The following is a 13457-nucleotide window of genomic DNA, read 5'->3' on the forward strand; positions in this document are numbered from 1 at the left end:
AGATAATTGTTACAAGGAGGGGACATTATGCATCGCGGAAAAGGTATGAAATTTGTTGGAGACTCACGTGTACCAGATCTTTCTAACCGTAAGAAAAACATTCCTAAGGACTATTCTGAGTATCCAGGTAAAACAGAAGCTTTCTGGCCTGACTTTTTACTAAAAGAATGGTTAGTCGGTGCGGTTTTCTTAGTTGGTTATTTGGTATTAACTGTCGCACATCCATCTCCACTTGAACGCCCAGCTGATCCAGCTGACACAGGTTATATTCCGGTACCAGACTGGTATTTCTTATTTTTATACCAATTATTAAAATATGAATTTGCTTCTGGACCATTTAATATCATTGGAGCAATCGTTATGCCAGGGTTGGCTTTCGGAGCGCTATTATTAGTACCATTTTTAGATACAAGCAAAGAAAGAAGCCCATGGAAACGTCCATTACCGACAGGATTCATGCTTCTTGCAATTTCTGCAATCATTTTCTTAACTTGGGAATCTGTTGTCAATCATGACTGGGAAGCTGCTAAAGCTTACGGTGAGATAAAAGAAGAAGTTTCAGTTGAGTTTGATGAAACCTCGGAAGGTTATCAGATTTACCAAGGCTCATCTTGTATTGGGTGTCACGGTAACTCCTTTGAGGGTGGTATAGGTTTACCTTTAGTAGGCGTAGACTTGACTGCTGAGGAAATCGTAGAAATCGCTCATGAAGGTAGAGGCGGTATGCCTGGTGGGACTTTTACAGGTACCGAGGAAGAGTTGCAAAAATTAGCAGAATTTATCACAACACTTCAACCAGCAGAATAATTTTTACAAGTGAAGAGAGTCAGGAAACTGACTCTCTTTTTTCTTATAAAAAAGGAGCCCAAATAAATGAAAGAATTGCTACTGTATGTAAAAATGGTTCTCTTTAACAAAACATTTATGTGGCTACTGTTCATAGTAAACCTAGTTGGTACTATTTATGGTTACATTTGGTATGAGGGACAGTTATCTCAAACAGAGACCAAGTTTCTTTTATTCGTACCTGACAGTCCTACAGCAAGTTTATTTTTCACCCTTGCTTTATTTGCGTGGCTATTAAAGAAAAACTGGAAGTTAATCGAAGCTTTAGCGTTAATCACGCTTGTAAAGTACGGATTATGGGCGGTAGTGATGAATGTTTGGACATACGTAGAAAATGATTATCTCGGATGGATGGGGTGGATGCTTGTAGCGTCACATTTTGCTATGGCAGTCCAAGCTATATTATACATTCCCAATTATCGCTTTACTTGGATACACATTTTCATTGCTGCTATATGGACATTACATAATGATGTAATAGACTATGTATTTGATCAAATGCCAACGTATAGAAGTTTGTATGAATATGCTGACCAGATTGGTTATTTTACTTTTTGGCTATCTATTGCTTGTATTACCTTAGCTTCCTTTATTTATCAAAGAAGGTCAAAGCTTATTAGTTGAATGTCTCTATTATTCCTATTAAAATAGAGAGTATAGAATAGAGAGGGGGAAAAGAAACTTGGTTTCTTATCTCGTGTACTTTGCAATAATTCTGTTATTGCCTTTATATGCACAAATGAAGGTTAAACGAACATATAAAAAATATTCAAAAGTTCGTTCTACTTCTGGAATGACAGGTGCTCAAGTAGCAAGAACAATTTTAGATGCAAATGGTTTATCGGATGTTCAGGTTGTTGAGAGCAGAGGGTTTTTGAGTGATCACTACAATCCAATGACGAAAATAGTGGCATTGTCCTCTCATAATTTTCATGAAGCTTCTGTTGCAGGATCTGCGATTGCAGCACATGAGGTTGGTCATGCTATTCAACACAAAGAATCATATTCATTTTTAAATTTACGTCACAAACTAGTACCAGTTGCAAATATTTCTTCTAATGCTTCATGGATATTCATCATGATTGGTATGCTAGCTAGCTTCTCCAATTTATTATTAATAGGGATTGTGCTGTTAGCTGCAGGAGTTGTATTCCAAATCGTTACGCTACCTGTTGAATTTAACGCTTCTAGCCGTGCAATGAACCAAATGGTGTCACTCGGCATTATTCGCAATGAAGAAGAACCTCACGCGAAAAAAGTATTAAGTGCAGCCGCATTAACATACGTTGCTGCAGCAGCAGTCGCTGTTTTAGAGTTATTGCGTTTAGTATTAATCTATACTGGAATGACTCGGAACGATTAAGAATGGTTAAAAGAATGGAGAGTGATGACAATGATCATCGCTCTCCATTTTTCAGATATAGGAAAGTATATAAAAAGATCATATGAACACTGGGTTTGATGCACTTTTAAAAATGAATAATACGGCTGATTTCCGTTTCAGGTGGAAGAAAGCAGATTATCTTTTATACCTAGTGGAAATAAAGAAAAGTAGTAAGGGTTTGACTCATAAAGAAGCGAAGTAGCGAACGAAATAGCATCTTCGAGAGCTTCTTCTATAAATAGGAAAGCAGTTTTTCTTTAGTTATCCAAAAACGCACTAACCTGTTTCTAAGAGTTCTAGGAGGGCGACGGGCAGGTAAACGCCATAAGATTACCGAAAAAAAGTGCTATTGTTTGTGACGTATGTCACAAACAATAGCACTAAAAAATTAACTCGGTAATAATATAGCAAATCGTCTGTCCAAAGCCCTTCAAAAGCGTTAGAAATAGCTTATGAACTTAGAGGACTGGGCCCATTTTTGCTCGGTTTTTCTTATTTATCTTTAAATAGATTATTTACTGACAATAATATGGATACATTTCCCTTTTCGCAAGTAAATCGCTAAGTAAAGCAAGTAGTCGAAGAAGGAGTGCAATTAACTAACAGGGTAAGACAATAACCTCAGCATGACAGCAAGTAACTGGTGCACAAATGGTAGGAAATCCTGTATGGATAGATTAGAAGCTTAAATTACACTTGAAAAAAAGAATTATCCAAGTATCTAACTTGAATAATTCTTCATTTTCAATGAAATCAGTTTTCAACTATACAAACTACTCAATCGGTTTCTTCTCATCATCTAATGTAAAGCCTTCCCCCATGACATCGTGAACTTCCGTTATTGAAACAAAAGCATGTGGATCGATAGAAGTTATAACATTTTTTAACGAGGTAATTTGATTTTTAGCTACTACACAATAAAGAACCTCTCTATCATTTTTTGTGAAGTGACCATGGCCATTAAAAATTGTGACGCCGCGAGATAGTTTCTCTGTAATTAGATCCGCAATTTCACTTTGTTTATCAGAGATGATAAATGCACCTCTAGCAGAATAAGCACCTTCTTGTACAAAATCGATGACCCTTGCTCCAACATAAACCGCGACTAAAGTATACATCATAGAACGCTCATTTAAAAAAGTGGCCCATGATAATACTATTACACATGCATCGAAGATAAACATCGTTTTACCCATGCTCCAACCTTTGTATTTAAATACAAGGCGGGCAATAATATCTACCCCTCCGGTGGTACCTCCATATTTGAAAATAATTCCTAAACCTAAACCTACGAAAACACCTGCAAAGAGGGAAACAAGAAACAGATCATCCTCTAATCCTAGTTGAAATTCATAAATATCGAATAGTTTTAAAAATACAGATACTGAAATGGTACCGATTAATGTATAGGCAAACATTTTCCGACCAAGTAGCTTCCACCCTATGATGAACATTGGTATATTTAATAAAAGGTTCATTAAAGCTACATCCCAGTTGAATGCAAAATATAAAACGAGGGTAATACCAGAAAATCCACCTTCTCCAAGCTCATTTTGCATATTAAAATGAACAAAGCCAAAACTATAAATGGCTGCTCCAAAAATAATCATTACAATATTTTTAAATTTAAGTCCAAGTCCCATTGTTCCACCTCACTTATTAGTTCATACTTAAGTTATTATCGATTATTTTGATGCTTTTGACAACTAGCTGATATTTTTATTAGGATATACACAGAGGGAGGGATAAATAATGGAAGAGAAAAAGACTTTGTCAGATTTACAACTAGAAGTTGATACGTACATAAATCAATTTAAAGAAGGTTATTTCCCACCAATGGAACTATTAGCGAGACTTACGGAAGAATTAGGAGAGCTATCTAGAGAGATTCAGCATAAGTATGGGATAAAGAAAAAGAAAAATACGGAAGTCGAAAAAGAAATTGCAGATGAAATGGGTGATTTCTTTTTTGTGCTATTGTGTATGGCAAATGCAGAAGGTATAAATCTGCAGCAGTCACTAGAGCAAGTCTTAAACAAATATAATACAAGAGACAAAGATAGATGGACGATCAAGGAGGACTAATAATGGTTATTAAAGTAGCAGTAGCAGGCCCAAGAGGTAAAATGGGAAAAGAAGCTGTAGCAACGGTATTAAAAAATAAGGATTTTTTATTAGTAGCGGTTTTGGATTCAAAGCAGGATATGGAGTGTTTAGTGGATAATATTCCCGTTTTTACCTCTTTAAACTTATTAATTGAAGAAACAGAACCTGATGTACTAGTTGACTTGACTGTGCCAGCAGCAGTATTTGAACATGCGATGACTGCCCTAGAGTATGGTGTAAGACCAGTTATTGGTACAACTGGCTTCACTGATTTACAATTAGATACACTACGACACAAAGTAGAAGAAAGTCAGGTAGGATGTATAATAGCTCCTAATTTTTCGATTGGTGCAGTCCTTATGATGAAGTTTGCACAAACAGCAGCAAAATATTTACCAAATGTAGAGATTATCGAGATGCATCATGATCAGAAGGTAGATGCACCTTCGGGAACAGCTATTAAGACGGCACAAATGATTCAGCAAACACGTATTTCCATGGAACAAGGTCATCCGGGTGAGGAAGAGACAATTCAAGGGGCAAGAGGAGCAAATATGGATGGCATGCATATACATAGTGTCCGATTACCTGGTTTAGTTGCACATCAGCAGGTACTACTTGGGGGAGAAGGACAATTGCTCACTCTACGTCATGACTCTTTTGACCGTGCATCCTTTATGTCTGGAATTGTATTGTCTATCGAGGAAGTTATGAAACGTAATGTATTGATTTACGGTTTAGAAGAGATTATTTTATAGGAGGTAAAAAATGAGAATTGCATTAGTAGCACATGATCGGAAAAAAGAAGATTTAATACAGTTTGTAACTGCCTTTAAATCAATATTAGAGGAGCATGACTTATATGCTACCGGAACAACGGGAACTAGAATTATTGATGAAGTTGGCTTAAGTGTATTTAGATATAAATCAGGACCACTAGGTGGTGACCAACAAATAGGAGCTGCAATTGCAAATAACGAGATGGATATGGTCATCTTTTTCCGAGATCCACTAACTGCTCAACCACATGAGCCAGATGTAACTGCGCTCATTCGACTTTGCGATGTTTATCAGATTCCGCTTGCAACTAATATGGGAACAGCGGAGATTCTGTTAAAAGGTATCGAACAAGGATTTTTAGATTGGCGTTTATTGGAAGAGAGACGTTCACGTTAAGGAAGTGATTAAGTGCGTAAATTGAAAATAGGTATTACTTGTTATCCAACAGTTGGAGGATCAGGGGTAATTGCGACAGAATTAGGGAAGATGCTTGCAGCAAAAGGGCATGAAATACATTTCATCACATCGGGAATCCCTTTCCGATTAAATAAAATATATCCAACCATAACATTTCATCAAGTAGAAGTGAATAGTTACTCGGTATTTCAATATGCTCCATATGACATTGCACTAGCCAACAAAATGGCAGAGGTGATTGTTGACCAGCAACTAGATGTGTTACATGTCCATTATGCTATTCCGCATGCAGTGTGTGCTATTTTGGCTAAAGATATGGCAAATTCAGATATTGGAATTGTTACAACATTACATGGAACAGATATAACAGTATTAGGCTATGATTCATCGCTAAAAGGTGCCATTAAATATGGAATAGAAAAATCGGATGTAGTTACTGCGGTATCTAACTCCCTTGCCCAAGAAACGATGGACTTAATAGCGCCAAATAAAGATATTGAGACGATATATAATTTTATTGATGAACGAGAATACACTAAAAAGGATCCAGGGAACCTTAAAGGGTTATTAGGTATAAAACCACAGGAAAAGGTAGTTATTCATGTTTCTAATTTTAGAAAAGTGAAACATGTACCAGATATAGTGGAAAGCTTTAAACTTATACACAAGGACGTCCCATCTAAACTGCTGTTGGTAGGGGATGGTCCTGAAAAGCATCCAATAATGGAGTCTATTAAAGGCACTTCCATCGAACATGATGTATTGTTTTTAGGAAAACAGGAAAGTCTATCCGAGCTTTATGCAATTGCAGATCTTATGCTATTACTTTCTGAAAAAGAATCATTTGGTTTAGTGCTATTAGAAGCAATGGCTTGCGGAGTACCATGTATTGGAACGAATATTGGTGGTATACCAGAGGTTATTACTAATGGAGAAAATGGATATATCGTTGAATTAGGGGATTGTAAGAAAGTAGCGGAATACGGTTTAAAAATTTTACAAAACCCGGAATTACATAAACAAATTGTAGATCGATCTCTAGCGATTATAGAGGATCGATTTAGTTCAAAAAGTATTGTGGAACAGTACGAAGCGATGTATGAAAGAGTGGCGAGAAAATAGCGGTATGAAAAATCGGTGGCCAGCAGCTTATAAAATAATTGATGAACTGGAACAAGCAGGTTTCGAGGCATTTGTAGTGGGAGGGGCTGTCCGAGACTTTATACGTAATGCGGCTGTAAATGATGTCGATATCACCACAAATGCCACACCATTAGAAGTCAAAGCGTTATTTCCGCACACAATTGATGTTGGTATTGAACATGGAACTGTATTAGTAGTATTGGATGAGCCTATTGAAGTAACTACTTATCGGTCCGAAACGACATACTCGGATTTTAGAAGACCAGATGGAGTTACGTTTGTTCGTAATTTAAAAGAGGATTTGCAACGACGAGACTTTACAATTAATGCAATGGCGTTAACAAAAGAGGATGAGCTGGTCGATTATTTTGGAGGTAGACAAGCTATTGAGGAAGGAATAATTCAAGCAGTCGGAAATCCACAACTTAGATTTTCAGAGGATGCATTACGAATGTTAAGAGCGGTTCGATTCTCGGCCCAGTTGAATTTCTCACTTGAGCCACATACCTTCGAAGCAATTCGCTCCTTGCATGTACTTATTACACATGTTTCCATTGAAAGGGTCAAAGTCGAGCTAGAGAAAATATGGTTAAGTGATTTTTCGCTAAAAGGGATGCAATTATTTGTCGACAGTGGATTATCGAGAATTTTCCCTGGAGAATGGGATAAATGTCTGCAAAGTTGGGATAACTTCTCAAGTTATAATGTTAAAGCAAATGGATGGGCATTCTTTGCACTCATGCAGTCGACAGAGGATATTGATCAGTTATTAAATTACTATAAATGCTCGAATGATGAGAAAAAACATGTGAAAAATGTGTTGCAAGCAGTTCGTAGTTTGGTAAAAGGGACGTGGACAGCCGATGAATTATTCCATTTTAGTGAGGATGTTTTGATAGTGTCCTATCACTATGGAAAATCTCTGCTTTCGAATAAAATAAACGGCTCGCTTGAGGAATTCTTAATACGAAAAGACACAATTCCCATTGCCTCAAAAAAAGATATTGTTGTCAATGGAAATGACATTATGCAATGGGCAAACAAAAAAAGAGGCGCATGGATAAAAGAAGTATTAGATATATTAACAAGCTTGATAGTCAATGGTCAGCTAAAGAATGACAGACAAGCAATAAAGGGATGGTTTTCTCATGAATATCTCCAGTAAAGAAAAAATTCTTTCTACTCTAATAAATGCAAAAGGGAAACCTGTCTCCGGTCAGAAGCTTGCAGATGAATTGCAAATTTCGCGAACGATGATTTGGAAGCATTTGAAAAGCATCGAAGAGGATGGCTATGTAATTGAAGCCATCAAAAAGAAAGGCTATGTCTTACAGTCTATACCTGATTTAGTTACTCCAGAGCAAATTTTTCCTATTCTGGAGACGAAGCAATTAGGGAGAAGTTTGGATTATTATACAACTTGTGAATCCACACAAATTATTGCTGCAGACAAAGCTCGCATTGGTGCCCCTCATGGAACAGTAATCATTTCAGAGGAACAAACTGCGGGAAGAGGAAGACTAGAACGAAGCTGGAACTCTACCGCAAATAAAGGTATATGGATGAGTGTTATTATTCGACCGACAATTAGTCCGCAGTTTGCTGCTCAATTTACTCTTGTCTCTGCTGTGGCTATTACTCAAGCGATTCAAGAAGTGACAAACCTTACTCCCGAGATTAAATGGCCAAATGATATTCTTATTAACGGGAAAAAAGTTACAGGTATTTTGACCGAGTTACAGGCTGATATGGATATCGTCCATTCAATTATTATAGGGATTGGTGTCAATGTAAATCAGGAACTAAGTGCATTTGACGAATCCATTCAAACAATCGCTACATCATTGAAAATGGAAAATGGGGAAGAAATAGATCGTGCTTTATTGGTAGCAAAAATACTTTATTATCTTGAAAAGTATGGGGATCTGTATGTAGAAAAAGGCTTTCAACCTATTAAAATTCTTTGGGAAAGTCATAACTGTACGATTGGGAAACGTATACGCGCCACTACATTACGAGAAACCCTTGAAGGTGTTGCCTTAGGTATTACGAATGATGGAGTTTTAGAACTAAAACTAGATAGTGGTGAAATACGTGGTGTCTATTCTGCAGATATTCATTTACTTCATAGGAAATAATAAAACTCTAGACGTAAGGATAACCTTTTAAAAGAATTTCTCCGTCCAGACTCCAACGCCTTGCCCCTCGGGGTCAAATGGAAAAAAGCTTTGGTGGCTGAGGAGCTGCCTCATCGCTTTTCCCCATTTGCCTGTCGGGGCAGAAATAGGCGCTTGCGCTTTTGTAGTTAGGAAGAAGTTAATTTGGACGGATTCCATTTTTTTTGTTATTCTGTATGTGTTGGGCAGTATCCTTTTTGAACTGCACCTTTAATAAACAGTTTGTTTAACTAAATAGTCTGCCTTGATCTACATGACAGGGACGGAGAAAACCTATGAACATAATTTTTCTGCCCTTCTGTCCAAATTGGAATAGAAGGGCTTTTATATGGTTTTCTCTTCACAAAAATGGAGGGATAATAGTATGAAAACAACGAGTAACTTTGTAAGTATGAAAAAAAACAATGAGAAAATTACGATGATGACAGCTTATGATTTTCCAACTGCCAAATTTGCGGAAGAAGCAGGGATGGATATGATTCTTGTGGGTGATTCACTAGGTATGGTAGTTTTAGGCTATGATTCTACTGTTCTAGTTACGATGGATGATATGATCCATCATGGAAAAGCGGTTAGACGTGGTGCGAAGGATACTTTCCTAGTGGTGGATATGCCTTTTGGAACTTATCATGGTTCATTAGATCAATCGCTAGCCAATGCAGTTCAGATAATGCAACAAACAGGTGCACAGGCCGTCAAACTTGAAGGTGCTGATGATGTACTGCCAGTCATAACGAAACTGACGTTTGCAGGTATTCCAGTTGTCGCCCATCTTGGATTGTTACCTCAATCTGCGGGCGTACTAGGCGGATATAAAGTACAGGGAAAAACTGCAGCAGCAGCAGAAAAGCTAATGAAGGATGCGAAATTATGTGAGGGAGCTGGGGCTTGTGCGGTCGTTCTAGAATGTATTCCACACCAGCTTACAGAAACAATTTCTATGTCTTTGACCATCCCGACTATTGGTATTGGTGCAGGTGCCACAGCTGACGGTCAAGTGTTAGTTTTCCACGATATGGTGAAATACGGGACACATCATATTCCTAAATTTGTGAAGGAATTTGCAAATGTCGGGGAACCAATTTTGAATGGAATTAAGCAATATGTAGAGGAAGTTAAAACTGGTACTTTCCCTACTTTAGAGCATTCCTTTACGATGAAGGAAGAACAACTTTCCGCACTATATGGAGGCAATCATGAAAACAGTACAAACGATAAATGAACTAAAACAAATAATTGATTTAAATAAAGATAAAATGATTGGTTTCGTCCCAACTATGGGTTATTTACACGAAGGACACCAGGCGTTATTAAATAAGGCAAGAGTCGATAATGATTTAGTCGTGGCAAGCATTTTCGTAAATCCTGCTCAATTTGGACCAAATGAAGACTTAGACCGATACCCAAGAGATATTGAAAGAGATACACAGCTAGCGACGGATTCAGGAGTGGACGTATTATTCATACCATCCGCTGAAGAAATGTATCCATTTGAAAGCGGTATTACCATCCAAGTAGGAGATCTTTCCACAAAGCTGTGTGGAGAAAGTAGACCAGGTCATTTTGACGGAGTACTTAAGGTTATTACTAAATTATTTCATCTTATTCAACCAACGAATGCTTATTTTGGACAAAAGGATGCGCAGCAACTAGCGATTATTGAGACATTTGTGAATGCATATAACTTCCCAGTACAAATAGTTCGGGTTCCGACAGTTAGAGAAACAGACGGACTTGCTAAAAGCTCCCGTAATGTATTTTTAAGTGAACAAGAGCGTATAGAGGCGGTTCATTTGTATAAAGCATTGCAATTAGCCAAAGTAACATGGGAACAAACAAATGATTTACTAGCGGCAATTACTATAGGGAAAGAGCATATTAAAAGTAATTCCACTGGTAAAATTGATTATTTAGAAGCGTTATCCTATCCATCGTTACAGCCTGTTACGAATGAAACGAAGGAAGTTTTATTTGCCACAGCAGTATTTTTCGAGAAGGCTCGTTTAATAGATAATATTTTAATAGAAAAATTCTAATTGATAAGAAGGATGTGTAGCAAGTGTTACGTATGATGTTAAATGGTAAAATTCACCGTGCAGTAGTAACGGAAGCGGATTTGAATTATGTAGGAAGTATTACAATCGATCAAAATATTCTAGATGCTGTTGGTATGTTGCCTAACGAGAAAGTGCATATCGTTAACAATAATAACGGTGCCCGTTTCGAAACATATATAATTTCTGGTGAACGTGGTAGTGGAGTAATTTGTGTAAATGGAGCAGCGGCACGTTTAGTTCAACGTGGAGATGTAGTGATCATTTTATCGTATGCATATGTGATGAATGAAGAAGCACAATCCCATAAACCAACAGTCGCAATTATGAATCAAGATAATTCCATCGATCAAATAATCCATTACGAACCTGAAGCTACGGTAATGTAATTGGTCCAAAATTAGCCTGCCTTTGAAGCGAGTGAAAACTGACTTCAAAGGCAGGCTTTTATATATTTGTGAGGTGCCAGGTTTTGACTAATGAAAGAAGGAATGAGGTCTTTTTTGTAGAACTCATGTAGTAATAAAGAAGTTTTATCTGAAGAAAAGTTAACAAAAGGAGGGAGTTAGGTATGAAGAGGAAGTCATTTGCAACATTAGTAGGTCAACTTTTAATCCCGGGGTGTAGTCAAGAAAGCATCGATGAACAGCTCGAGATATATCTTTCTAACAAAGGGTAAATAAAAAAGCTTGTAGAAGCTGATACATATACATTAAATATTCCTGATGAAATGCTAAGTTATTATGAAGCGAGTGGTATTATCTTTTTAGAAGAATATATGGGAGTAGGAGTGACGGAATACTTTTATGAGCTAAAGGAGAAAGATATCGAAGGCAAGCCCCTATAAGCAATACTATTCGTAGAAGGTGGTTACGGCATTCTTCCCAATCGGGAGCCTGGTAGATTTAACTTGACGATAAAGAGCGTTTGAGAAAAGGACTTACGATTAATAAGTAAAATCCTTGCGTTAAGTGTGTTAAATGTTATTCCTGGTGTGCCACCACATGATCATCGGACTAATAAGTTATCATCTCATCCTACATGTGGAATACAGGATAAACCATTAAAAAAAGATTGCTCGAATCAAAATTGCATTTTCTTCCTTGTACTATGTACAGACTTGAAACTTTGACAAATTAAAAGCAATGGATTAAAGATTAGCGATGTAATAATTTTAAAACTTGTTCACTTACAATCCGCATTGCTGTTACATTCTGTTGTGAAACCATTAAGGCATATGCACCTTCAATCATTGCTTGGATGATAATAGCTAATTCTAGCGCTTCTTTATCAGAGAAACCTGATTGTTTTATTTTGTTAGCAAATATATTGATCCAATTATCATATACTTCTTCGCATGATTTTCGAAGAATGGCATTCGAATCTGAGACTTCTCTAGAGATTGCTACGAGCGAGAAAATATCAGTTGTTTCTTTTTGTTGTTCAATCTCATCGGCTATATTCCTAAGATGTGTATAAATGGCATTAGCAGCATCGGATTCTAATGCTAATGCGTTTTCAATACGCTGTTTAATAATTTGCCCCGTACGTAAAATCGCTTCTTGTGCAAGCTGTTCTTTTCCATTTTCGAAATAGTAATATACTGATCCTCTAGGTGTATTACTTTCTTTTGAGATTTGGTTCAAAGTTGTTGCATGATATCCTTGTCTTCGAAACAAACGTGAAGCAGCGATCAGGATTTTCTCTTTTGTGTTAATCTCCATATTTTTCACTCCTTCTACATACATGTAACTCTATTGTATCTAACAAAATAATATAAATTCAACTATATTGACAATTTATAATGAATTAAAATATAATCAGTTTAGCGATTATTATACTGAACGGTCAATATATTTTAAGGTAAGAATAATTTTAGAGTTTAAATAATAGCTGATAGGTGAAATAAAATATGGAGATGATAAAAATGTACAAAGAAGATAGACTGCCTCAAAATGCCAAAGAAGGTATATTGTTTTTACTGATTATTTCTGTCATTTCTGTAAACACAATTGCACCTATTATTATGGGATTGGAACAAGGTTTCAGTAAAGAAGTGTATTTGGAGACTTTGAAGGTTATACCAATAATGTGGGTGATTGTTGTCCTTTTAGTAAGATTAGTTGCTGGCCCTACAGTACACTGGGTAATGCCAAAGCTCGTGGGTCAGACAGATGGATTTAACGCAAGAGTGTTATTAAATATTTTAATAAATGTTACGGTATTATCTTTGTTGCTGTCCATTATCGGAACATGGGTAGGTACAAAACAAATTAGTTTAGAGCCATTTAAAAACTTCTTGCACAGCTGGCCAAGAAACTTTGGTGTAGCGTTTTGGATTGAAATGTTGATTGCTCAACCAATAGCGAGGTATGCGATGAAAACTATACATGCGAGACAAGTAAATAAAGTAGAAAGTATAAATAGTTAAAATGAGCCAGATTGAGTTTTTATCCTCGATCTGGTTTTTCTTGAAGTATAGGAAAGTATATAAAAATGTAGCTTGAATACCGGGTTCATGGGACTGGAAAAACGGAAAATACCTCCTTT

15 protein-coding genes are annotated in these 13457 nt (G+C 36.7%); 13 read left to right on the forward strand and 2 right to left on the reverse strand.

Annotation, left to right across the window (positions count from 1 at the left end):
• Positions 1 to 27 precede the first annotated feature (27 nt).
• From ACN6MX_RS07080 to ACN6MX_RS07090, 3 genes are all read left to right on the forward strand, one after another.
• Positions 28 to 807 carry a c-type cytochrome gene (locus ACN6MX_RS07080; protein ID WP_419961929.1) on the forward strand — a complete coding sequence of 260 codons (780 nt, stop codon included), beginning with the start codon at positions 28 to 30 and terminating at the stop codon, positions 805 to 807.
• A 66-nt stretch (positions 808 to 873) separates the two neighbouring features.
• Positions 874 to 1470 carry a DUF1405 domain-containing protein gene (locus tag ACN6MX_RS07085; RefSeq protein ID WP_419961930.1) on the forward strand — a complete coding sequence of 199 codons (597 nt, stop codon included), beginning with the start codon at positions 874 to 876 and terminating at the stop codon, positions 1468 to 1470.
• 58 nt (positions 1471 to 1528) lie between these two features.
• On the forward strand, positions 1529 to 2209 hold the full coding sequence (locus tag ACN6MX_RS07090) for a zinc metallopeptidase (RefSeq protein ID WP_419961931.1): 681 nt from the start codon (positions 1529 to 1531) through the stop codon (positions 2207 to 2209).
• A gap of 794 nt (positions 2210 to 3003) precedes the next feature.
• On the opposite strand, the gene ACN6MX_RS07095 is transcribed toward ACN6MX_RS07090, so the two are convergent.
• Entirely contained in the window at positions 3004 to 3873 is an 870-nt protein-coding gene (locus tag ACN6MX_RS07095; RefSeq protein ID WP_419961932.1) for a YitT family protein, read from the reverse strand.
• 109 nt (positions 3874 to 3982) lie between these two features.
• Here ACN6MX_RS07095 and ACN6MX_RS07100 point away from each other — a divergent pair, with 109 nt between their 5' ends.
• The 9 genes from ACN6MX_RS07100 (at position 3983) to panD (ending at position 11296) form a co-directional block, all read left to right on the forward strand.
• Positions 3983 to 4315, forward strand: coding sequence for a nucleotide pyrophosphohydrolase (locus ACN6MX_RS07100; RefSeq protein ID WP_419961933.1), 333 nt, complete (start codon positions 3983 to 3985; stop codon positions 4313 to 4315).
• 2 nt (positions 4316 to 4317) lie between these two features.
• Positions 4318 to 5094, forward strand: coding sequence for a 4-hydroxy-tetrahydrodipicolinate reductase (gene dapB, locus ACN6MX_RS07105; RefSeq protein ID WP_419961934.1), 777 nt, complete (start codon positions 4318 to 4320; stop codon positions 5092 to 5094).
• Positions 5095 to 5104: 10 nt separating this feature from the next.
• Positions 5105 to 5512 carry a methylglyoxal synthase gene (gene mgsA / locus ACN6MX_RS07110; RefSeq protein WP_419961935.1) on the forward strand — a complete coding sequence of 136 codons (408 nt, stop codon included), beginning with the start codon at positions 5105 to 5107 and terminating at the stop codon, positions 5510 to 5512.
• 12 nt (positions 5513 to 5524) lie between these two features.
• Complete coding sequence (gene bshA / locus ACN6MX_RS07115; RefSeq protein WP_419961936.1) at positions 5525 to 6655, forward strand: N-acetyl-alpha-D-glucosaminyl L-malate synthase BshA; 1131 nt, start codon at positions 5525 to 5527, stop codon at positions 6653 to 6655.
• Positions 6633 to 7841 carry a CCA tRNA nucleotidyltransferase gene (locus ACN6MX_RS07120; RefSeq protein ID WP_419961937.1) on the forward strand — a complete coding sequence of 403 codons (1209 nt, stop codon included), beginning with the start codon at positions 6633 to 6635 and terminating at the stop codon, positions 7839 to 7841. Before bshA ends, ACN6MX_RS07120 begins: the two co-directional genes overlap by 23 nt.
• Entirely contained in the window at positions 7825 to 8814 is a 990-nt protein-coding gene (locus tag ACN6MX_RS07125) for a biotin--[acetyl-CoA-carboxylase] ligase (RefSeq protein ID WP_419961938.1), read from the forward strand. The genes ACN6MX_RS07120 and ACN6MX_RS07125 overlap by 17 nt, the downstream gene beginning before the upstream one ends.
• A gap of 403 nt (positions 8815 to 9217) precedes the next feature.
• Positions 9218 to 10075, forward strand: a complete 858-nt coding sequence (gene panB, locus ACN6MX_RS07130; protein ID WP_419961939.1) for a 3-methyl-2-oxobutanoate hydroxymethyltransferase — start codon at positions 9218 to 9220, stop codon at positions 10073 to 10075.
• Positions 10050 to 10889, forward strand: coding sequence for a pantoate--beta-alanine ligase (panC, locus tag ACN6MX_RS07135; RefSeq protein WP_419961940.1), 840 nt, complete (start codon positions 10050 to 10052; stop codon positions 10887 to 10889). The genes panB and panC overlap by 26 nt, the downstream gene beginning before the upstream one ends.
• Positions 10890 to 10912: 23 nt before the next feature.
• Entirely contained in the window at positions 10913 to 11296 is a 384-nt protein-coding gene (gene panD / locus ACN6MX_RS07140) for an aspartate 1-decarboxylase (RefSeq protein ID WP_211893959.1), read from the forward strand.
• A gap of 768 nt (positions 11297 to 12064) precedes the next feature.
• Here panD and ACN6MX_RS07145 read toward each other — a convergent pair.
• The gene (locus ACN6MX_RS07145) at positions 12065 to 12631 is read right to left on the reverse strand and encodes a TetR/AcrR family transcriptional regulator (protein WP_419961941.1); all 567 of its coding nucleotides are present in this window, start codon (positions 12629 to 12631) and stop codon (positions 12065 to 12067) included.
• A 203-nt stretch (positions 12632 to 12834) separates the two neighbouring features.
• Here ACN6MX_RS07145 and ACN6MX_RS07150 point away from each other — a divergent pair, with 203 nt between their 5' ends.
• A complete protein-coding gene (locus ACN6MX_RS07150; RefSeq protein WP_419962571.1) occupies positions 12835 to 13338 on the forward strand; it encodes a hypothetical protein in 504 nt (167 codons plus the stop codon).
• Positions 13339 to 13457: the final 119 nt, after the last annotated feature.

It is taken from the genome of Psychrobacillus sp. BM2, from assembly GCF_048572895.1.
Lineage (GTDB): Bacteria > Bacillota > Bacilli > Bacillales_A > Planococcaceae > Psychrobacillus.